Source organism: Perlabentimonas gracilis, assembly GCF_011174675.1.
Taxonomy (GTDB): domain Bacteria; phylum Bacteroidota; class Bacteroidia; order Bacteroidales; family Tenuifilaceae; genus Perlabentimonas; species Perlabentimonas gracilis.
Map to the genome: position 1 here is coordinate 101,452 of NZ_JAANIG010000003.1, position 22,850 is coordinate 124,301.

At 44.9% G+C, this 22,850-nt stretch carries 18 protein-coding genes; 11 read left to right on the forward strand and 7 right to left on the reverse strand.

Annotation, left to right across the window (positions count from 1 at the left end):
• The first annotated feature begins 18 nt into the window (after positions 1 to 18).
• The 5 genes from G8O23_RS02420 (at position 19) to G8O23_RS02440 (ending at position 4,879) form a co-directional block, all read left to right on the forward strand.
• The gene (locus tag G8O23_RS02420) at positions 19 to 1,287 is read left to right on the forward strand and encodes a cation:proton antiporter (protein WP_166361392.1); all 1,269 of its coding nucleotides are present in this window, start codon (positions 19 to 21) and stop codon (positions 1,285 to 1,287) included.
• A gap of 131 nt (positions 1,288 to 1,418) precedes the next feature.
• Positions 1,419 to 2,600, forward strand: a complete 1,182-nt coding sequence (locus G8O23_RS02425; RefSeq protein ID WP_166361394.1) for a molybdopterin molybdotransferase MoeA — start codon at positions 1,419 to 1,421, stop codon at positions 2,598 to 2,600.
• Positions 2,584 to 3,384, forward strand: a complete 801-nt coding sequence (locus tag G8O23_RS02430) for a GTP 3',8-cyclase MoaA (protein WP_166361396.1) — start codon at positions 2,584 to 2,586, stop codon at positions 3,382 to 3,384. The genes G8O23_RS02425 and G8O23_RS02430 overlap by 17 nt, the downstream gene beginning before the upstream one ends.
• Positions 3,385 to 3,466: 82 nt before the next feature.
• On the forward strand, positions 3,467 to 3,925 hold the full coding sequence (gene moaC / locus G8O23_RS02435; protein WP_166361398.1) for a cyclic pyranopterin monophosphate synthase MoaC: 459 nt from the start codon (positions 3,467 to 3,469) through the stop codon (positions 3,923 to 3,925).
• Positions 3,926 to 3,946: 21 nt separating this feature from the next.
• On the forward strand, positions 3,947 to 4,879 hold the full coding sequence (locus G8O23_RS02440) for an MOSC domain-containing protein (RefSeq protein WP_166361400.1): 933 nt from the start codon (positions 3,947 to 3,949) through the stop codon (positions 4,877 to 4,879).
• A gap of 235 nt (positions 4,880 to 5,114) precedes the next feature.
• Here G8O23_RS02440 and G8O23_RS02445 read toward each other — a convergent pair whose 3' ends face one another.
• Positions 5,115 to 6,254, reverse strand: a complete 1,140-nt coding sequence (locus G8O23_RS02445; protein WP_166361402.1) for a hypothetical protein — start codon at positions 6,252 to 6,254, stop codon at positions 5,115 to 5,117.
• Positions 6,255 to 6,531: 277 nt separating this feature from the next.
• Here G8O23_RS02445 and G8O23_RS02450 point away from each other — a divergent pair, with 277 nt between their 5' ends.
• The 6 genes from G8O23_RS02450 (at position 6,532) to G8O23_RS02475 (ending at position 15,280) form a co-directional block, all read left to right on the forward strand.
• A complete protein-coding gene (locus G8O23_RS02450; RefSeq protein WP_166361404.1) occupies positions 6,532 to 7,590 on the forward strand; it encodes an efflux RND transporter periplasmic adaptor subunit in 1,059 nt (352 codons plus the stop codon).
• Between the two features lie 102 nt (positions 7,591 to 7,692).
• On the forward strand, positions 7,693 to 10,755 hold the full coding sequence (locus G8O23_RS02455) for an efflux RND transporter permease subunit (protein ID WP_166361406.1): 3,063 nt from the start codon (positions 7,693 to 7,695) through the stop codon (positions 10,753 to 10,755).
• Positions 10,742 to 12,058 carry a TolC family protein gene (locus G8O23_RS02460; RefSeq protein WP_166361408.1) on the forward strand — a complete coding sequence of 439 codons (1,317 nt, stop codon included), beginning with the start codon at positions 10,742 to 10,744 and terminating at the stop codon, positions 12,056 to 12,058. Before G8O23_RS02455 ends, G8O23_RS02460 begins: the two co-directional genes overlap by 14 nt.
• Positions 12,059 to 12,202: 144 nt before the next feature.
• Complete coding sequence (locus tag G8O23_RS02465) at positions 12,203 to 12,994, forward strand: SDR family oxidoreductase (RefSeq protein ID WP_166361410.1); 792 nt, start codon at positions 12,203 to 12,205, stop codon at positions 12,992 to 12,994.
• 138 nt (positions 12,995 to 13,132) lie between these two features.
• The gene (locus tag G8O23_RS02470) at positions 13,133 to 14,671 is read left to right on the forward strand and encodes a hypothetical protein (RefSeq protein ID WP_166361412.1); all 1,539 of its coding nucleotides are present in this window, start codon (positions 13,133 to 13,135) and stop codon (positions 14,669 to 14,671) included.
• Positions 14,672 to 15,088: 417 nt separating this feature from the next.
• On the forward strand, positions 15,089 to 15,280 hold the full coding sequence (locus G8O23_RS02475) for a hypothetical protein (protein WP_166361414.1): 192 nt from the start codon (positions 15,089 to 15,091) through the stop codon (positions 15,278 to 15,280).
• Here G8O23_RS02475 and G8O23_RS02480 read toward each other — a convergent pair.
• The 6 genes from G8O23_RS02480 to G8O23_RS02505 all read right to left on the reverse strand — a co-directional run bounded on the left by G8O23_RS02480 (position 15,277) and on the right by G8O23_RS02505 (position 22,794).
• Positions 15,277 to 17,136: a hybrid sensor histidine kinase/response regulator gene (locus tag G8O23_RS02480; RefSeq protein ID WP_166361416.1), complete on the reverse strand. Its 1,860-nt coding sequence runs from the start codon at positions 17,134 to 17,136 to the stop codon at positions 15,277 to 15,279. The two genes, G8O23_RS02475 and G8O23_RS02480, sit on opposite strands and share 4 nt — an antisense overlap.
• 750 nt (positions 17,137 to 17,886) lie before the next feature.
• Positions 17,887 to 18,852, reverse strand: coding sequence for a bile acid:sodium symporter family protein (locus tag G8O23_RS02485; RefSeq protein ID WP_166361418.1), 966 nt, complete (start codon positions 18,850 to 18,852; stop codon positions 17,887 to 17,889).
• 125 nt (positions 18,853 to 18,977) lie between these two features.
• Positions 18,978 to 20,003, reverse strand: coding sequence for an NADase-type glycan-binding domain-containing protein (locus G8O23_RS02490; RefSeq protein WP_166361420.1), 1,026 nt, complete (start codon positions 20,001 to 20,003; stop codon positions 18,978 to 18,980).
• A 14-nt stretch (positions 20,004 to 20,017) separates the two neighbouring features.
• Entirely contained in the window at positions 20,018 to 20,836 is an 819-nt protein-coding gene (locus G8O23_RS02495) for a hypothetical protein (RefSeq protein ID WP_166361422.1), read from the reverse strand.
• A 12-nt stretch (positions 20,837 to 20,848) separates the two neighbouring features.
• The gene (locus tag G8O23_RS02500; protein ID WP_166361424.1) at positions 20,849 to 21,343 is read right to left on the reverse strand and encodes a hypothetical protein; all 495 of its coding nucleotides are present in this window, start codon (positions 21,341 to 21,343) and stop codon (positions 20,849 to 20,851) included.
• Between the two features lie 320 nt (positions 21,344 to 21,663).
• A complete protein-coding gene (locus G8O23_RS02505; protein WP_166361426.1) occupies positions 21,664 to 22,794 on the reverse strand; it encodes a hypothetical protein in 1,131 nt (376 codons plus the stop codon).
• Positions 22,795 to 22,850: the final 56 nt, after the last annotated feature.

Consider the following 22,850-nt stretch of genomic DNA (forward strand, 5'->3'; position numbering starts at 1 on the left):
ACTTTTGATTACTGAACAATGGACAACGCATTAATCATTGTATTTGTTGGCCTTATCGTTTTTGTTTCACATCTGTTCACCGGAATTTTCGAGAGGAAAAGGATTCCCGATGTACTGCTGCTCATGATAATTGGGCTAATTCTTGGCCCTGTGCTCAGAGTTGTTTCGCCCGATGACTTTGGCATTGCTGGCCCAATGTTCACCACCATTACCCTAGTAATAATTCTTTTTGAGGGCGGCTTAGCTCTACGTTTCGACACCCTAAAAAAAGCCTTTAGGGGCACATCGGCCCTTACCGTCACAAATTTTATTGCCACCACTACGGTTATTGGCGTATTGGGTTGGCTTGTGTTTCGACTTAACCCTGTGGCTGCGTTCATGCTGGGAGCTATTCTGGGGGGCACATCCTCGGCAGTGGTAATTCCAATGGTACAGCTGCTAAGGGTGCATGAGGATACCAAAACAACGCTAGTGCTTGAGTCAGCCATAAGCGATGTGCTTTGCATTGTGGTGGCATTGGCTCTGCTCGAAACCTTTCAGGTTGATGAGGTACGGGTTGGATTTGTTGTATGGAAAATTATCAGCTCGTTTATTTTTGCTGCTGCCATGGGCTGGCTTGGCGCTTTGGTGTGGTCCATGCTGCTCAACCGTGTAAGAACTATACGAAACACCATCTTCACCACTCCAGCATTTGTTTTTATACTTTATGGTATCGCTGAGATCTTTGGCTTTAGCGGCGCCATATCGGCCTTGGCCTTTGGCATTACCCTGGCCAACATCGAAATCTTTAATGTAAGCTTTCTCAAAAAAATAGTAGCCAACAAGCCCATAAGCCTTAACGAGACGGAGCGAGTATTCTTTGGCGAGATAGTGTTCCTTCTCAAAACCTTCTTCTTCATCTACATAGGGCTCTCCATTGAGCTTAACAACATCTGGGCAATCCTGTTTGGGCTGCTCATCTCCATTATTATCTACTTCATTAGAATTCCAGTGGTGAGCATCTCCATTCGCCGCCCCCTGCCCACCATCGATCTCACCATAATGAGCGTTTTGGTTCCCAAAGGTTTGGCTGCCGCCGTGCTAGCTTCAATACCACTGCAACAGGGCATAGAGGGAGGCGAGTTTATTCGCGATATAACCTACGCAGTAATCCTAATAAGCATCGTATTTAGCAGCGTGCTAGTTCCCCTGGTCGAAAAATCAGGTTATGTTCGGGGCATCTACGGGTTGATGATACGGAAAGGGGTTTTCTTTTGGCGTAGAGATAAGGATAAACCAGTACCATAGCACTCCACCAAATCACAGAACTATCGCAGAGTGATTTATAACACCCCCTTTCCTTATGCAATAACCTGCAAAACGCTTGGCAAATAGCTGAATATTTGCCATTTTTGCCATTGTTTAAAATTCTGATATAGATGGTAACCCTCGATTTTGCAGTATCAAAGGTTTTGGAGTGCGCCAAAGCCGCAATGCCAACCGAAACAGTACCCCTTTGGAACTCTTTGGGAAGGATATTGGCCGTTGATATCACTTCCGATATCAATATGCCCCCATTCAACAAATCGGCTGTAGACGGCTATGCCTGCCGTAAGGACGATTTGGAGTACTCACTAAAAGTTATTGAGGTGATACCTGCTGGGCAGATGCCCCAGAAAGAGGTAGAAAGTGGCACCTGCTCAAAAATTATGACTGGGGCTCCGGTTCCCCTTGGTGCCGACTGTGTAATAATGGTGGAAGAGGTTGAAGAGGTTGGCAACGAAACCATTCACTTTACTGGCAAATTCAAAAAATCGAACATTGCAAAATTTGCTGAGGATGTGAAAATTGGAGATATGGTGCTAGGCAAAGGCACTCTAATTGAGCCACAGCATATAGCCATTCTGGCTGCAGTGGGTATTAACCAAGTGGTGGTAGCGCAGCAACCCAAGGTATCAATCCTTATTACTGGCGATGAGCTGGTTGAGGTAGACGCAAAACCTGTTAACAGCCAAATCCGCAATAGCAATGGCCATCAGCTTTACGCACAGGTTGTACGCGCAGGAGCAATCCCCAACTACGGTGGCATTGTTGATGACACCGAGGAGGCCACTCGCAACGCCATTTCCAATGCGCTAGCTCAAAGCGATGTGGTGGTACTTACCGGCGGCGTTTCCATGGGCGACTTCGATTTTGTGCCCAACGTGTTAAAATCGCTGGATGTTGACATCAAGTTCCAAACCATTGCTGTACAACCCGGAAAGCCAACTCTATTTGGCGTTAAAGGCAATAAATTTGTATTCGGACTACCCGGCAATCCCGTTTCGTCGCTCTTCCAATTCGATCTATTGGTTCGCACAGCAATTCTGGCAATGATGGGCGCCAACAAGCCAAGCAAGAGTATCGTAAAGATTCCACTGGCATCCGATTTTTCGCGCAAACGCTCAGAGCGGCTAGCGTTAGCCCCAGCCAAATTCAACAGCAAAGGGGAGGTCGATTTTCTAGATTACCACGGCTCGGCTCACATATTTTCGCTGGCGCAGGCACAAGCCATGATCATCATTCCCGTTGGGGTAAATTCATTAAGCAAAGGAGACCTAGTTGATGTACGACCACTTTAACCGCCATATCACCTACCTCAGGATATCTGTAACCGACCGTTGTAACCTACGATGCACATACTGTATGCCCGAAGAGGGGGTGAAGTTATTAAGGCACGAGGACATACTTTCGTTCGATGAGATTGCCGACTTTACGCGCATTGCTGCGCATATGGGCATTAACAAGGTTCGCATCACCGGCGGCGAGCCACTGGTTAGGAAAGGAATTGTAGATTTAGTAGAGATGATAGCCAAAATTGATGGCATTACCGATCTGGCTATGACCACCAACGCCATCCTACTTAAACAGCTTGCCAAACCTCTGCGCGATGCAGGCCTAATGCGAGTAAACATTAGCCTCGACACCATAAACCCCGAACGTTTTAAGCAGATTACGCGGGTGGGCAACATCAACGATGTGATTGAAGGAATTCAAGCGGCCAAAACAGCAGGGCTAACACCCATAAAGATTAATTGTGTGGTGAAGGAGTCGTCGAACGAGCCCGATGCCCTTGAGGTGAAGAGGTTTGCCCTGGACAACGACCTGCAGGTTCGATTTATCCCCCTTATGGATTTATACACTGGGGTACACGGAGTGGTTGAGGGCGGCGAAGGCGGCGATTGCGCCATCTGCAATAGGCTTAGGCTAACAGCCAATGGCATTGTTAAACCCTGCCTATTTAGCGATATTGGCTACAACGTAAGGGAACTGGGAGCGCGACAAGCCATACTAAAGGCCATCGATAACAAGCCATCATGCGGAGGAGTAAGCACAAACAGCGAATTTTATAATATTGGAGGATAATCTAACAATCAATCCTGCTCTCGTTATCTCGTCAAATAATGACGAGACCCGAGACAGGCAGGCATCCAAACATCAACAGCATATGAAACCAACATTTTCGCATACCGACGAGCAGGGCAAAGCCAATATGGTAGACGTAGGCGCTAAGCCCAACCAAATACGCGAGGCCAAAGCGTCAGGCCATATCAAGCTAAGCCCCGAAACCATTCAGCTAATCCGCGAGAATAGCATGAAAAAGGGTGATGTACTCACCATAGCTGAAGTGGCCGGAATACAAGCAGCCAAGCGTGCTGCCGACCTTATCCCCCTTTGTCACACCCTGCTCCTCACCAAGGTCGATGTAAAAGCATCGCTAATGGACACTGGAGTTGAGGTGAACAGCCGTGTGAAATGCATTGGCCAAACCGGAGTCGAAATGGAGGCGTTAACAGCGGTATCTGTAGGGCTGTTAACCATTTATGATATGTGCAAAGCTGTTGACAAGGCCATGGTTATTGGCGAAATAGAGCTAAACGAGAAAACAAAAACCGACGTTAAGTAACATCTACAAAACAATACAATTATGCAGAAGGTAAAAGTACTATCAGTAAACATATCCACAGAAAAGGGCACGGTAAAAACGCCACAACCCAGCATTGAGCTGAATGAGATGGGCGTTGCCAACGATGCGCACGCTGGCGATTGGCACAGGCAGGTTAGCATGCTGGGCAAAGAGAGTTTCGACCGGTTTTCGCAGCTTGCCGGCCGTGAAATTAAATTTGGCGAGTTTGCTGAGAATATCACCACCGAAGGGGTTGAACTGGTTAACACCAAGCCTGGCGATAGGTTTGTGGGGAAAGATGTGGAGCTGGAGGTTACCCAAATTGGCAAAAAGTGCCATGGCGATAGCTGCGCCATTTACCGCGAGGTGGGCAACTGCGTTATGCCCAAGGAGGGAATTTTTGTGTGGGTAAAACGCTCGGGCACGCTCAAGCCCGGCGATGAGCTGGAGTACACCCCCAAGATTTACAAGGTAATGGTTATCACGCTAAGCGATAGGGCCCACAAGGGAACCTACGACGATAAGAGCGGCCCTGCCGTGGTGGCTAAGGTTGACGAATTCTTCGAATCGATAAAATGGCAGCACACCGTTGACACTATGGTAATTCCCGACGACGACAGGATGCTCCGCGGAAATTTGCTTAAAGCAAAGGAAATGGGCTACGATCTAGTGATTACCACGGGAGGAACTGGCATTGGCGAGCGCGATATAACCCCCGATGTGGCCAAAGAGATGCTCGACAAGGAAATACCTGGCATTATGGAGATGATTAGGATGAAGTATGGTGCCGAAAAACCCAACGCCTTACTTAGCCGTGGAGTTGCAGGAATCATGGGCAACACCTTTGTTTACACCCTACCCGGTAGCGTTAAGGCGGTTAATGAGTACATGACCGAGATAACCAAAACCCTAAAGCACCTGTACCTAATGCGAATGGGGATTGATAGTCACTAATACAATACTAGACTACCATAAAATGAATTTAATAAACGCTGGTAAGCTATGGTGAGCAAAACCAGCGTTTATTAGTAATGCCTCTAAAATACATTCGACAAAAACTTCTTAGAAACTGTTTAAGTTTTATTCCTAAAAACATTTTGCTAATTGCCACGGGCTTAAGCCCGTGGCAACTGAAAATCAAAGTGCTAATTTAAACTTAAACAGTTTCTGATTTTTTTTCTGATTTAAGCTACCCTTGCCCGTTAAGGTTTTTGTAAAACACCCTAAACTTTTTGTACACAACGCCACCCATCCGTTCCATCTCGGCTCGTACCTTTAAATTTGTCTCCATCTCAAGGTGACTATCAATATGAGTCATACCCGCTTTAATGGCCTCACTGAGCATCGATACACCAAGCATAGTGCTGATGCCTTTATTCTGATACTCGGGTTTTATTGCCCCAAGCAGGAGGTTTAGCTGCTTAGTCTGCCTTTGGGATCTAAGGACATGAAAAACCCCAAATGGCAGCATATACCCCTTGCTACGCCTCACCCCTTGGCTTAAATCTGGGATACCTAAAACAAACGCAACCACTTCATCCTGCTGATTTTTAACAACCTTCAGGAAGCGATAATCAAGAACCATCATGTAGCGAGCAGCAAACTCATCCATCTCCTTCTCCGACAACTCGTCAAATCCATAAATTTCTTTAAACGTTTCATTCACCAGGGTAAGCACAGGCCTAATTAATGGCTTAATCTCCCTTTTCGACTTTAAGCTTACTAGCCTAAGTTCAGGATTGTTGCTAAGAGTTCGCTCATAGATTTTCAGGTAGAACTCAGGTATCTGACTAGGCACCATCACCTTGTAAACCACCAGGTCAAGTTCTTTTTCGTATCCAGCACTTAATACAAAATCGACAAGATAAGGGAGGTTGCAATTGGTGGCAATCACGTTGGGTTCATCGTAACCCTCAATTTGTAGGCCTTGGGGATCCTTGTCGGAGAACCCTAAAGGGCCAATCAGCCGGTCCATTCCATTGCTTAGCGCCCACTGCTCAACTTGCCTAATCAGAGCATGAGCCACCTCTACATCATCATACGCATCAAAGTAAAAGAAACGAGCATCCTTTACGTTATGCTTCGCATTGTACTGATGGTTTATAATTCCCATAATACGACCAACCACCTCCTGCCCCCTTTGGGCAAGTAGAATAATAGTTGTACTATGGTTGAATGCTAAATTCTTTTTGGGGTTGAAGAAAATCCTCTCATCCATATAAATTGGAGGCACCCAATTGGTGTGATCCTTATGAATTTTTGCGGGGAGATGAATGAATTTTCTGAGATCTTTCTTCTTAAGAACTTCAATAACTCGGATTGTATTCAAAGCAATAGGGTATATTTTCCACAATATTAAACAAATGTTGCAAAAATATAATAATCTAAATCATCAAAAATTTGTTTACCATACTTTATGGTTTCAACTACAAGGCTTTACTATTAGTAAAAACACCTAAGTAATCGTTAGTATTGAATAGTGGGGAGTATGGGTATTAAACCCTCCATTTGCAACTGAATCAAAGCAATATAATTTTGAGAATCTAAACTTTTTGCACAAATAGTTGTCTTACATTAGCAAAACATAATTTCAACACACATTATTTATGATAAAGAGGATCATGCATATGGCAGCAATCGCTATTGCGATTACACTTGTTGGAACAAGCTGCAGCGACGAGAAAAAAGGAGGAGACACGAGGAGCGATAGGGCCCGCTCAGGCTTACAGGTTAACGCCTATGTGGTTGAGCTGCACCCCTTAACCCAAGGTTTATCACTGTCGGGAACCCTTATAGCTGGCGAAGAGGTTGAACTTAGAGCCGAAACCACGGGTAAACTCGTAGAGTTTCACTTAGACGAAGGGAAGCAGGTAAAGAAAGGGCAGCTACTTGCCCGTGTAAACGATAGTGAGATAAGAGCTAGAGTGGAAAAATTAAAATCTGATCTTCAGCTTGCTCTAGACAACCTTGAGCGAAACCAAAGGCTTAAAGAAATTAATGCGCTTAGCCAGCAGGAGCTTGATGTGGCTATGAACCGAGTTGACGGAATAAGAGCAGAGATAAGGTTGGCCGAAGCACAAATTGAGAAAGCTGAAATACGTGCTCCTTTCGATGGTAAAATTGGCCTACGCAACGTTAGCCCAGGGAGTTTCATTGGAGCCAGCACCGTTCTTGCCACACTAATACAAGACAACCCCTTAAGGCTTGAGTTCTCAGTACCCGAGCGGTATGCCTACGGTGTGAAGGCGGGTAAAGAGGTGACTTTTACTCTAGGGCACTACCCCACGGAGTACAAAGCCACCATATATGCAACCGAATCGGCCATTGACCAGCAAACAAGGGCTCTAAGGGTTAGGGCTACTTGTGCTAATCCTCGGGGAGAGTTGCTTCCTGGCTCATTTGCAAGGGTATCGTTTGTCCTTAACGGCAGCCCAGAAACGATTCTAATTCCACCACAAGCATTAGTTCCTGTACTAGGTGGTCAGAATGTTATACTTGCCCGTAATGGCAGGGCTACTTTTGTACCGGTTGAAACGGGGATCAGAACAGCCACCTCGGTTGAAGTGGTTTCGGGCATTGAACCCGGCGATACGCTTTTACTATCGGGCTTGCTACAGGTTAGAGAAGGAACACCAGTTAACACCACGATTGTAGACAATTGGTAAACTGAGCATAACGCTTATCCTGCACCAAGCAAGGCTTGAATCATATCTTTGGCTTACAATAGTTACAAAGCCGATTATTAGATACATCAATAACGAAAATCAATGAATTTAACATCACTTAGTATAAATCGTCCGGTGCTAGCCTCCGTTATGTCCATTATCATTGTGATATTTGGGATAGTTGGCTACACATACCTAGGCATAAGGGAATACCCCAGTGTAGATCCACCCGTTGTTTCAGTTGGAACTTCGTATGTTGGTGCAAACGCCGATGTAATAGAGGCGCAAATCACCGAGCCCCTAGAGGCTGCACTTAGTGGTATTTCGGGTATCAAGTCCATCACATCAACCAGCTCCGATGGCCGCAGCAGAATATCTGTAGAGTTTGAGCTAGGGGTAGATATGGAGGCAGCAGCCAACGATGTTCGCGATAAGATGTCGCAGGTGGTTCGCCGACTTCCACCCGATATTGATGCCCCAGTGGTATCGAAAGCCGATGCCGATGCAGAAACGATCATCGTGCTTACAGCACAAAGTGATACTAGAGACCTATTGAGCCTGTCGGATGTTGGGAACAACCTCATTAAGGAACGGCTACAAACCATATCTGGGGTGAGTGAGGTAAGCATTTGGGGCGAAAAGAGGTACGCCATGAGGCTTCATCTTGACCCCAATAGGCTTGCAGCCTACGGAATGACTCCCAGTGACATTAGGGTAGCGCTTAGCCGCGAAAACATTGAACTCCCAACGGGAACCATCGAAGGTTACTACACCGACCTGTCGATCAGAACGTTGGGCAGGCTTGAAACCGAGGACGACTTCAACAATATGATAATCCGAGAGGTAGATGGGATTCCGGTAAAGGTGAAAGATGTTGGTCGTGCTGAATTGGCACCTGAAAACGAGATGTCCCTCTTTCGGGGCAACTATGGCACGCCACAGATTGGTATAGCCATCACCTCGCAGCCCGGGGTAAATTACATATCAATTGCCGATGAGGTTTATCGCCGTGTTGATCAGCTAAACAGGGAACTTCCGGAGGATATTCGCTTGGCAATTGGCATCGACATTACCACCTCCATCCGAAAGGCTGTTAAGGAAGTACAGGACACTATCCTCATGGCATTCATGCTGGTGGTAATCGTTATCTTCATCTTCCTGCGTAGATGGAGAACCACCATTATACCCATGGTTACCATACCCATCGCCCTGATAGGCTCCTTCTTTATAATGTACATCATGGATTTCTCCATCAACGTGCTGTCGCTGCTGGGCATTGTGCTGGCCACTGGGCTAGTGGTTGACGACGCCATTGTGGTGGTGGAGAACATCTTTTCGAAGATTGAGAAAGGGATGAATCCAACCCAGGCAGGGCATGAGGGCACAAAGGAAATTTTCTTTGCAATTATCTCAACCACAGTTACCTTGGTATCGGTATTCTTACCCATTGTTTTTCTTCAAGGTATTACCGGAAGGCTATTCCGCGAATTTGGCATTGTGCTCTCGGGAGCGGTAATTATCTCGTCGTTCGTGGCGTTAACCCTTACCCCTATGCTAAGCGTTAGGGTTTTGGCTGGCAAGCATAAGGAGAGTAGATTCTCCTTATTCATGGGTCGACTTTTCGACAACCTATCGAATGCATACCAACGGGGACTAACTGCGTTCATCAACCGACGGTGGATCGCACTAATTATTGTGGTGGTAGCAGTTACTGTAATTGGTTTGCTGGGTGTAAAAATCCCATCGGAGTTGGCTCCCCTTGAGGATAAGAGTCGAATTACCATTAACGCGACTGCCCCCGAAGGAACCTCATTTGAGCTAATGGATGAGTACGTCATGAACGTCATTAGCTTTGTTGATACCATGCCCGAGCGTAGGGCAATTACCGCCATGTCGTCGCCAGGTTGGACAGGATCGAAGAATAGTGGTTTTGTTAGGCTACTGCTTAGCGAGCCACACGAACGATCAAAGTCGCAGCAGCAGCTGGCCGACGAAATTCAGGCATACTTAAATACCCAAACCTTTGCTCGCGCATTTGTTACCCAAGATCAAACCATTAGAGCAGGCCGAGGCGGAGGGCTACCAGTACAGTTTGTGGTGCAGGCACAGAACTTCGAGAAGCTAAAGGATGCAGTACCTATATTCCTTCAACGGGCACAGGACGACCCACGCTTCCAAGTGGTTGACGTGAACCTAAAATTCAACAAGCCAGAGCTTAGAATAGAAATTGACAGGGATAAAGCCCGCGCAACGGGTGTAACCGTTAGGGATATTGCCGAGGCGCTTCAGATGTATTTCTCAGGCTCACGTTACGGATTCTTTATCCACAACGGCAAACAGTACCAAGTAATTGGACAGGCCGAGCGCCAGTTCCGCGACGACCCATCGGATATTACCAGCATTATGGTGCGTAACGACAAGGGCAGCATGGTGGAGCTAGGAAACTTAATTACCATCACTGAGGAAAGCACCACCCCCCAACGATATCGATACAACCGTTACGTGTCGGCTACCTTTAGGGCATCAACGGCCCCCGGGGTAACGCTTGGACAAGGGATTGAAGCCATGCGCGAAATATCGAACGAGGTGCTTGACGATACCTTTACAACTAGCCTAACGGGTATCTCGGAGCAGTTTGCCGAGAGTTCGGGCAGCATGTACTTTGCCTTTGTGTTCGCATTAATTCTGGTTTACCTTGTGCTGGCTGCTCAGTTTGAGAGTTACCGCGACCCTCTTATCATCATGTTTACCGTTCCGCTTGCCCTTGCGGGAGCCTTCATATCGCTCTATATCATGGGGCAAACCATGAACATCTTTAGCCAAATTGGCATGATTGTGCTGGTGGGTATTGTAACCAAGAACGGAATTCTAATTGTGGAATTTGCCAACCAGAAAAAACAGAAGGGGCTAGATAAAACCAAGGCAGTAATTGAAGCTGCAGGTCAACGCTTAAGACCAATCCTTATGACCAGCCTTTCAACCATTTTTGGTTCGTTGCCCATTGCGCTGGCACTTGGAGCAGCCTCAACAAGCCGAATACCTCTGGGTATAACCATTATTGGAGGGCTGCTTTTTGCACTAGGGCTTACACTTTTTGTTGTACCTGCAATGTACACCTACATATCAAAGAAAACCGCAAATATTATTCATGATGAGGAGGAGTAGTTTAATAGCATTACTGATGGGCTTAATTCCCTTGGTAAGCTTTGCACAGGAGGAGTTAACACTTGAGGATGCCATTAGAATTGGGCTTGAGAATAGCTATTCAATTCAAATTGCACAGAACAATGTTTCCATTGCAACCAACAACAACACCATTGGAAATGCAGGTTACCTGCCACGGTTAGATTTGAATGTTAACCAAAGTAACAACTTTCAGAACAGACACTACGAGTTTGATGATGAGAGCACGCTTACCCAAAAGGGCTACCCAACATACTCCCTTTCATCGGGAGTGCAGCTAAACTGGACCGTGTTCGATGGGTTCGCCATGTTTGTCCGCAAGGAGAAGCTCGATGTGTTCAAGCAGCAAAGCGATTTATACCTTAGGATGGAGGTGGAAAACACCGTGGCCAACATTGCCTACACCTTCTACAACATTGCGCTAAACGAGAAGTTGCTAAAAAACTACGAGGAGCAGATGGATCTTTCGCGCCAACGCCTTCGAATTGCCCGTGAAAAATCGTTAATTGGTGTGGGGTATGGGCTACAGGAGTTGCAATCGGAGGTTGACTTTAGGGCCGACAGCGCGCAGTACATTCGGCAGGGAAGCCACCTGGTAAACCTTAAAGCCGAGCTTAACCGTCTGCTTAGCAGAGATCCAGATATAAAATTTGCAATTAACACTGCTATCCCTGTTCCTGCGGCGGCTAATAACGATGACATATTTCTAAAGATTAAGGAGTTCAATCCGAACCTACTAAGTGCTAGACTCCAGACACAGATAGGAGATCTTGAGCTTAGCGAAGCCTTAGCCTCACGTTACCCCACAGTTACGCTAGGTGGTGCCTACAACTTTTCGCATATTGGCACCCCCGAGGGGTCAACCAGACTAAGCGTAACTAATGGCCCAAACCTAGGGATAGGGGCTTCCATAAGCCTTTTCAATGGGTTTAATGCCAACCGGCGAATAAACAATGCCAAGATACTGGCCGAGAACCAAAGGCTTAACGAGCAGGAGCTGTCGCTTAGGTTAAAAAGCACTGCCTTTAAGCTGGTTAACAACCTAAACCAAGCCATTGAGTTGGTAAAGGTTGAGGAGTACTCGGTGGAACTTGCCCAACGCAACGCCGAGGCATCATGGGAGAAGTATCGATTGGGTGCCATTTCGGATCTGGAGCTACGCGAAAGCCAGAACAAGCTGCTTGACGCACAAACCCGCTTAATCTCTGCCCAAATGAATGCGCAAGCAGCCGAGATTGATATTCTTTCGCTTACCGGTGACTTAGGAGAATACATTGGACGCTAGATAATATTTATGTTCAACTTTAAAAAAATGCAGCCAAGTATTTGTACTTGGCTGCATTTTTAAACCCATAAACCTTAAACAATTTAACAGCAAACCCGGTTGTTTACTTTGATATTTGTATATTAGTAATAAAAAACACTCGCTATGCAACCAATACTGAAAGGAAAAACCATACTTGTTTCGGGCGGAAGCCAGGGATTGGGCTACGCCATTGCCGAGGCTTCGGCAAAAGAGGGAGCCAACGTGTTCTTGGGCAGTCGCAATGAGGAGAAGCTTAAATTCTCATCGATGCGTATTGCAAAGGAGAGCGGTTCGAACGTTGATTTTGGCGCGCTAGATGTTACAAATCCCAAGTCGATTAAGGAATGGGTTCAAGCAGGACTAGCCAAGTATGGCCATATTGATGGTTTGATTGTTAATGCTGGCGGGCCACCAGCAGGTAAATTCGACAATTTTACCGATGAACACTGGCAAGCAGCATTTGAACTAAACCTTATGAGTGCTGTACGCCTTATCCGAGAGGTTTTACCCCATATGAGAAAGGCATCAAAAGGGAGCATTGTAACCATCACCTCGGTCTCTGTTAAGGAACCAATAGATATGCTTTTACTATCCAATGTATTTCGGTCGGGTGTTACCAGCTTGGCCAAAAGCCTATCGCGCGATTTGGCATCTTACAACATCCGAATCAACAATATTTTACCAGGCAGGCTCGACACTGAACGAGTAAAGCAACTCGATGGTATTATTGCCGAGAATAATAGTATTAGTGTAAATGAAGTACGATCGTCATTTCATGATCAGATCCCCCTTGGCCGTTATGGAAAACCTGAGGAGTTAGGAAATCTAGCCGCCTTTTTACTGTCTGATAAAGCATCATTTATCACAGGAACTACCATACCCGTTGATGGGGGAATGCTCAAAACTGTTTGGTAAACTATTAACTAGCAATGAAGGAGCGAGGCCAAGCGGAATATATGCTTGGCCTCGCTCCTTTTCTATGTTCTTTTTACAAATTATTCTATTTTTACAGCCCAATAATGAAACTAAAACAAATCGAAATAATAAATTAAAATGGAAAACTTGACTGATCATTTGGCCAACGCGCACATCCTTAACCAGCTGTGGCTCACCTTCCTGTTGGTGATTACAATGGTTCTGGTGTCGCGCACATTTGTTGCAGGTACTCGCTACTCGCCTATACTAATTATTGTTGTATTTGGCCTCACTATGGGCTTTGTGCTTGTTAGCACGAATATGGGAACCCCCGGACTCGTTGAGTTCCCAATACTAGACTTCACCAGCAAGGTTACAATTACCGCTCTCAGCGCTTCGTTCTTTGTGGGAGGACAAGAAATTCGAAAAATATTCACCAATCAAAAAATTGATAAGGAGGATATTGTAGTTCCCTCATCCGATGAGATGTTTTTGGGAACCACCTTTACACAGTTTATGTTCCTTATTCGTTCATTCTTTGTCCTTATCGGCATTGAGTCGATGAAGCGCGTAATTGTGGGACACCACAATGGAGAACCGCTCGACAACTTTTACCCTCTTATTGGATACCTTGGACTCGTGGGGTCAATCATCTTAATCGACTACAGGGCGAAAATAACCAATCGATCTGTATACATCCGAAAGGGAATTATTGAAACGGCCCTTATTCTTGGGGTACTTGTTTTATCATGGCATATCTCGGGTTGGGTTCGCCCAATTATTGCACTTCCCGAGATCTTTTTTGCCATGATTCTGTCGGTATCATTGGGAATGATTTTTTCACGCTGGAAGTTTGGGCCAACCATCCGATCACTACTCTTTGCCGGAATTCCAGTAGTACTAGCGGCCAACTTTATGGTTGGTGGCTCGCGTATCGCCGAAGCCTTCTCGCTAACGGGAATGAATGCCGTTCTATCCTTTGGCTTCTTTGGACAGCTGGTGTGGATGTTTGGAGGTTTAACAATACTAATCCTTCTGGGTAAGGCAAATCATATACGCAACCTAGCGCCCGGTATGGCTGGTTCACTATCGCACTCTGGACTAACTGGAGCATGTACCGCAGGCGATTTGGGCAACGAAGCACAGGTAAGAGCACCTATAATGATAAATATTCCATTCGTAGGGCATATCTTCGTATTCTCCATTCTTGCAGCCAGTACGGCATCGGGTAAGCTGCTTATTCCCTACACTCTAATCGTAGTAGTCGTAGGCATTATACTAACCTATTTTTCATTGAACACCCTGAGAAAAGCAGAGGGAAAGGAGTCGAAAGAAATTCGTGGCCTCATGCTATTCTCCCTGGGATGGCAGCTCATTGCCGTATTTGGAGGATTACTAATCCTAAATCTTGGTGGTATGGGCCTTAACGACTCGGTTATGGCCAACGCATCGGCCATATCGCACTTCGGCCTTTTTGCGGCTATACAAGGGGGAATGTTTGGAGAGCAAGCCTCTGGGCTTATAGCTTTTGTTTTTGCCATGCCGTTCCTTGTTCACCCACTAGTATTTGGGATATTTGGTAAAACAGCCGAGAACAATGGGGTTATGCCTAGCAAAATTGTTTATACCCTTGCAGCAATTGGTGTGCTTGGAGTGACCTATGCGCTAATCTTTTAAACCCTCATAGAATTGTTCTAACAGTTCGATTTTAGAACCGGTCGTATACCTTTACACCAGATCTACTGGCACCTATGATTATACAAAGCACAGAGCCTTGCCCAAAAGCAAGGCTCTGTTGCAAATGCCCCTGGCTCTATACCTAAAATATTCAATTGGTGACTTGCCTTGTGTTTAAAGCACTAGGTCTTGTTTGGTTGACATATTTAAAGATTGCCCCTAGCGCTGTATTCGGCTACCAAGCTTTATTTAATATTTGAGGTAAACTTTACGGCAAAAGAACTATAGGTGCAGCGTGCTTTATATTTTTGCCCAGCACACTTCATATTGAAGGCTTTACATTACTTAGATAATGAAATATTAATTAGCTTTGTATTTAACAAATCGTAATTTGGAAATCAACCAAAACAACTTATTATGACCGAAAGTAAAAACAATTACCAAGGCAATGGCCCTTCAGGGGCAATTTATGGGCTTGGGCTTATTGGGGCAGCAGTTTACTACATTGGCGCAGCCACAACCTTTTGGACTGGAGTACTGGGGTTCCTGAAAGCATTGGTTTGGCCAGCCTTTTTAGTTTACGAGGCTCTTAAATCGCTTGCTGCCTAGCGCGGCCCATCCAACAGCTTGCTAAGCACATCGAGTACCTGAACCACCTTAATGGGTTTGACTAGGTAGCTATCGAAAGCTTTACTATAAATAGCTACCTCATGCTCCAATGCGTAAGCAGTTTGAGCAACAATAGGCAATTTTGGGCGAATGCCCTTTATGAGCTTGGCCGCTGTGAGACCATCCATTACAGGCATCCGAATATCCATGAGCACAAGGTCGATACTTTCATTCTCTCTACATATATCAACAGCTTGCCTCCCATTGGTGACTGTAATCACCTTGCACCGCTTTTCAGATAGTAGCTCCCTAAGGTACACGAGGTTAAACTCCTCGTCTTCGGCTACTAGTATAATATACCCTTCTAACGAGCACTTTGCCTTCTCAACCACCACCTCCTGTTCATGAGCTAATGCTAACTTCTGGTTTGGTATGGTAAAATAAAAGGTTGATCCAATACCCACTTTTGATTCTAACCAGATTTTGCCCCCAAGCAGCTCAACTAACCCCTTGCAGATAGGAAGACCTAAGCCTGTTCCTCCATACGAGTGCTGTATGGTTAAATCGGCTTGAGCAAATCGTTTAAAAATTCGATGCTGTTTTCCCTCCTCGATACCAATGCCAGAATCGCTTACATAAAACTCTATTGTGTCAGCCTGAAGCACACAGCCAAACTCAACGACTCCCTTTTGGGTAAATTTTATGGCATTCCCAAGTAGATTGGAGAGAATTTGGTGAAGCTTAGCTTTGTCGGTTCCGATAATTGCTGAATCCATAGGGAGCCATTTGCCAACACGCAGCTGCACATCGCCTCTGAGCTTAAGCTTTAAACTATGAGAACCTTCCAACTCACGCAAAAGATCATTCACATTCACCTCTGAGCGAAAGACCCTCTCCTGCCCTGTTTCAAGCGATGAAATGGTTAAAATATTAGTAACGACCGAGAGCAGCTGCAGGCTGTTATCCACAATAAATTTTGAGTATTGCTTACGCTTCTCGGGGGTTAAATTTGGGCTATTAATCTTCTCGGAAAAGCCACAAACAGCATTAAGCGGGGTACGTATCTCATGCGACATGTTTTGTAGGAAAGCCGATTTTAACCTATCGCTCTCCTCGGCCTTCTCTTTGGCCTTAAGAAGCGCCTGCTCATTGGCTTTCTTCTGTGTGATATCTTCAGAAATTCCTATTAAAAACTTGCCGTTTCCACTGCTATCCCTAACTGCAATCTTTTTGGTGTATAAAATTTTGGGGCCATTTCTTGTGTCAATCAGTTCTTCCTCAACCACAAGTATATCATCCGACTCAAAAACCGATCTGTCCTTAGAGGTGAAAAAACTGGCTTGATTCTCAGGAAACAAATCATAATCACTCCTACCAATCAGTTCATGCCTAGCATACCCCAAAAGAGCCTCCGCCGCCTTATTCACCCTAATTAACTTTAGGTCTTTGGCATCTTTTATAAAAACCATGCTGGGAATATTATCGAACAAGTTCTCAATAAAAGCCTCGCTCTGCTCTGCCTTCTCCTTCGATGCCTGTAGCTGCTTATTCTTAATGTCGAGTTCTCGTTGGTTATTCCTAATTGATTTAAAGATGGGGATCATAAAGTATAGCCCAGCAGACAAAAATATTGATATGATCAATGCTGTATACTCAGCCAGGGTTACGCTGCTTCCCTCAATAGTCCCTTTAAAAATTGCAATTAGCGTAATTACTCTCCTGATTGCCATTAGCGATATGGCTAATGCTATTAGTATCCAAGCAAAATACCTTTCGGTCACGAAAATAAGATAGATAGCCACACCTACTGCAACAAGTTGAAAAAGAATTGATGCGATGATCACCGCTATTTCCATAGCATTAACGCATTAGATTTAGAAACCACCTATTTTTGGCAATTAGATATAAAGATAATGGCTTATTTATATGGCTATGAGAAAAGCAACTTTTCTCAGGTCATAACAAATCTACTAAATATAATTATCAAAAGGGAAACAGTAAAACTAATATTTTAACCTTGGGGTGGCTAATTGCTTACAAGAGGGTTAGGCTTACCACTAATTGCTGTGCTCGGCAAACAGCTATTTTACATACCGCTGCTTACCTATGCCTTAAACAGGCTTCCAGCTCACTTCGAATTGGCACATCCACATGGTAAGTTATGTACCATTGCAAATACCAATAGAGTTTGTCTTTGAAACGAGTTTCTAAACACCATAGGAGTATCCAAAACTGACACTAGCCGTTTACCTTGCGGTTTGGACTCCGGCGGCAAAGTATACTTAGAAACCTCACCTGTTGAAAACATTCGGGGGAGCCTCTTTGATCCACTTTGGGCATCATATTGGGTATTAGCAAAACCGCACTGCAAGCAGCATAATACAAGAACTAAGCACTTGCTCCATACCGAAGGGAATAAGCCGAGAAAATTTTATTGGCATTCAACAGTTCCGCTTGCTAGCGAATTATTTCACCAACTTGGCAAGATGTTTTTATAGCAATAAACTGCAGGAAAATTTGCGCATGGGGTTTTGCGATATAGCTTTTGTAGTAAAACCACAGCCCCCTATGTACTATGAGAGTTCTAGTTTTAACGTTAGGATAAGCTACTTTTCACCAACCAGAACTTGTGCTTCTCTAGCAGCAGGTAACTTTATTCGGGAAAGAAGCCAAGCAAGCAGAAGTCCACTAATCATTTGCCAAATGCCCCACCAAGCAGCCATAACAGCCATTCCACCATTGGCGTCGAAGAGTTTTGGATTGAAAATAAGGATTAACGCTAGTCCCGAGTTCTGTATACCCGTTTCAATGCTTAACGAGCGCCTATCGGCTCTCGGAACACGTCCAATTGTACCTACCAAATAACCTGTAAAAAGGGTCTGGGCATTAAGCACAAGGATAAGTACACCTATGGGTAAAAGAATACGCCCCATAAAATCGACATTAGCGTATAATGCTCCAAAGATAAAGCTGAGGTAAAGCACAACTGAGCCAATTTTAATGTGCTTTAAGTACTTCTTAGTAAACTCGGGGAACCTATGACCAAACCACATCCCCAGAATCAGTGGCAAACCTAGCAGAATGAATACCGTTTGCGCCATCTGCAGAAAATCAATTTCGATGGGGATATTTAGATGCAAAGCTCTTTCGGAATACCGCACATACATACCCCCCCAAATGGCGTAATTCAGGGGTGTTAGTATTGTTGCCGACAGAGTGGCAATGGCGGTTAGGCTAACCGACAGCGCCACGTTGGCCTTGGCCAACGACGATATGAAGTTGGAAACATTGCCCCCGGGACACGCCGATATTAGGATCATTCCCATGGCTATTGAGGGCGGTGGATTTAGAAGCAGAACTAGCACAAAGGTCAGAGCAGGTAGCAGAATAAACTGAGAGCCTACACCCAAAATTGCCGACTTGGGATAGTTTACAATATTTTTAAAGTTATCAATCTTTATCTCTAAGGCAACCCCAAACATAATGGCTGCTAGGGTTAAATTCATAAACAGTAATCCGCCCTCGCTGAAGTTAAGGCGTAGCGAATCGATATCCATTAGCAAATCGTACATATTCGTTGGGTTTGGGTTGGCTCCAAAAGTAGGGATAAAAAAATTAAATGGAGTACGCCTTATGGTTGGATTTTAAAAACATCGATTTTAGGTGCGATTACTGGTTGATACCCAAAACAAAGACACTAGCGCAGAATCACCTCGCCCTGTGGATGTCTCAGTATCGTTTCGTAGTATCTGTCTACCAAAAACAGGGGATTAAAAAGTTGGATTGCCGAAGCATTCTCGATATCGCTATTTAAAACTTTTCCTGTATGTGTATTTACTACTAAATATTCTGTTTCCACTCGTCCTTCGCCCATAGCTGCAGGCATTCTTATAATGGTTGCCCAGCGCTTATTCTCACTAATATCTACCACCTGAAAAACCGATTCGGGATCGTTTAAAATCTGAACGCCCTTTTGCGCAGGAGTATCAATAAGTACTTGCCCCTCATTACTATCATCAACATAAACATTTAGCACCTTGGGGTAAGGCTGGTTTCGGTAATCGGCCACATAGGTGTCATTGAAGAACAGCTCGCTTACACAGGTATCGTCATACTTTGTTCCCTTGTAAACAGACACAATCTCAAGCTGAAGAAAGGCGGATACCTGAAAAATGGGCTCTTCATGGTGCGTTGCGTAAAGCTCTTTCACCTTTTCAGTAAACTTTGCAATATCGGCATGTGCGAACGGGAACATAAAAGTCTGAAGCATATCAACATCCCTCAAGTCGATATAATGCTCGCCAGGAAGCTGCATCATTTTAAAGAGCATGGTAACCTCCGATGCATAGCCTACAGGATTTATCCCCACATGGCAAGTTACCCTAAACCTTTTTACCCTATTGTTCTGCTGATAGAGCGAGGGGCTTTTACCGTACCCAGCATGCACATTGATAGACCGGCAGTAGTGGGGAAGCGATATGTATACGGATTGTCCAACACCACTCCTCAGTTCACCCTCAACCCAAGCGGTGGTGTAGTTTCCGTCTACCAGGTTTAACACGCCATAGCGCTTATTAAACCACTCTTCTCCCTGATTTGGATCGTTAAGTTCAGATGTGGCCCTAAGGAAGTAGCCATTAGACTCGTACATGGCCAAATCGACCCACTCTTGTGCCCAAAGGCATTGGGATACAAGCATTAAGGCTACTAAGATTCCTCTCATATTGGTATGGGTTACTATTTGTACTGGGGCAGGCCTTCCAATTTTCCTACAACAACATCCCTTGTGTGTAGTAGTCGGCTACGCTCATGGCCCTCTTTGCTGTCGACATAACGGTTAATACGCCTAATCAAGCGATCGATATCCTTGGCGGTCAAATCATTTGCCATTAGTTCGATTATGGCAAGCGTGTAAGCGCGGCAATTCTCAAAGGACTCAATCTCGGCCAACCGCTCTCGCTTTGTTTGCGGGTAAATTTCATCAAAATTGAGCCCCCACTCCAGCAGCGAGATATGCTCGGTTTCTCTGCCTATCAAGCTCAAACTAACTTTTCTAATCGCTGAAGAATCGATGGTCATTGGCTCTATCTCTACAATAACATCTTGAGCATGTTTGTACAAAAACCAGCGATTCAAACTGTTTTCAGCCATAGGGGTGGGGGTCATACTTGAATCATTCTCCTCCTTAGGCAAAGCGTGCAAAGGTGCGAGGTTGAATATCACATCGTTATTAATGAAAAAAGCCGTTGTCTCCCACCTGCTTCTATTGCCATAGAACGAACCAAAATCGTAGATTCGGTTTAGGCTACTGTCCTCAAAGCTATATGTGAATAGGGAGATGTTACGGTATAGGCTTTTGGATATTCCACCATCGGGAAACCTCAGCAAACCCTTAGGGTGCCTAAAAATATGATGGAATTTGTAAAAAACTACCTGCGACGAGTCGGCGTTGTAATTTGCACCCCAGCCAATATCGGAGCTAATTTGAATGCCACCGTAACATCCGCTTAGTAAGATTGATGCTGTAACTACTAGGAGAACATTTAAAAATTTCATTGGCAACTCTGTTTAGCTTCCATTAAAGACCTTAAGCTTTAGGAAAAATACGGCATCGTTTATCTTGATAAACAGCTCCATATTGTCCCTAGTAAAAGTACCCTTACCGTCGCGCTTATCCTCCGAGAGAGTCCAACTTCCCTCCCACCCATTATCGGCTAGTACCTGCTGGTAATGATTTACGATATCGCCCCGCATCTTGGGGTTTATTTTCTCGATGTTAAAGGACTTGTAGGTTTTTTGCCCCTGGGCATCATCATTAACAACTCCCTGCCCAATGCGAATATCATTTGCTGATACACCCTCATGCAGCACTACTGATTGGGGAAAACCCTCGGGTAAACTGAGAGGCTCAGAAACAATTTTATCTTTTGAATCTACAGATCTTACTTTTTGATCTACCTGCTCGCAGGCATTAAGAGCTAAGGCCACTAGAGCTAGGCTAAGGATATACTTTAGGTTCATAGGTTTAAGGTTATGGGGTAGATATCTAAAGGCAAAGGTCATTTAAAAATGCATACATGTCAAGTACTGTGCAGTTTTTTTGCCGATATAGAAAGTAACCCACCGCGAAACTGCGGGGTATAGCTTACCTGTATACCATATCCCTATAAGAGAGTTGTTCGGCTAGTTTTCCTAATTGACAAAACTTGGGAAATCTTAACGATTCCAAGTCCAAAGTACGGACGCTGGAATGTTAAGGGAACAAAACGGCAAGAAAGGGAAACCACCTCCTTTGTAGTAAACCCCAACGTCAAAACTTGGAATCGTCCACCTGCCTTTGGGGGTCATTCCAACGTTTTGTCACCCCCCCTAGGCAAACTTCATTAAAAAGCCAACTCAAGCATCACCTCAAAAATACCTGTGTCGGGCACAGGGTTACCTTGATTATTATCGAGATAATTGTAATCGACCACAACCTTGGTTCTACCCTGAATGTGATATGCCACCCCAAAAATGTAGCGGGTAGAATAGGTTGGAATAGCCGTATCGTAGGTTTCGTTATTATCGTACCTAGCAAAAATGCTTGCCTTTTTACTGAATAGCTTAACCTCTCCAAACAAACTTTGCCCCCGGTTTTTAAAAGGATTACCCATGGGGTCAACCAGCCTTCCCGTATGGTCGCCTAATGCTTGATAAACCTGGCCAGTTATCACAAAGTACTCCTGCTCGTACGATAAAAACCCAGCGTACAAATTCCAATCGGGGGCAGCAGGGGTATTGCCTTTCCCAAGAGCCCCTGTAAAGCTGGTTTGCAACCCCGGAATGTGATTTGGCAAGGGTCTTAGCGTTAGGCGCCATTGAAAGGTCTTATTGTCATTCTTCTCCAGCGCATTGTATCCGCCTCCATTGTACACCCCCAGTGCGAATGACCCATACTTGCCAGCATGGTTACTATTCACTCTTCTCTGAAAATCCTCATCCATCTTCCCCCCTATAAGCGATGTTAGGGTAATGCCGAAATCGGCAGAACTTACCTGATCAATCCGATCTAGATAATGAGCACCTTCAACACGATACCTATTAATTTTTTCTTCATACTCAATAAAGGGCGTGTAAACCTGTCCTATCAATATGGATGGCTCGGTGAAAAAGCCCTGGCGAGTAGGATCTTTAAACTCGGCAAAGCAGTACTTAAGGCGCATCTCTACATCGCCCTCACCATCGCCCTCCTGATCGACAGTAATATCAGGAGTAATTCTTCCGCTTAGATAAGGTGTTATGTTCTTGCTAAAGGTTATGTAACCTCGCTTTATGGCAAACTCATTATGGCTTTCGCCCACAGCGCTGTGATACCTATAGCCCAAAAAGAGTTGAGCCGAGACCTTACTGTCGGAAAGGAATTTTGCCATTTGTCTCTCCATAGCCGTAAGCGAATCTACCTCAACACTCGGCATGGCCGCATTGCTAACCAAGTTAACAGAGCATACCAGTAGCAAAACTTTAAATAATCTCATAATCATGGGGAAATTTGAACGGCCAAAATTATAAAAAAACCCCTTAGAATAAAACA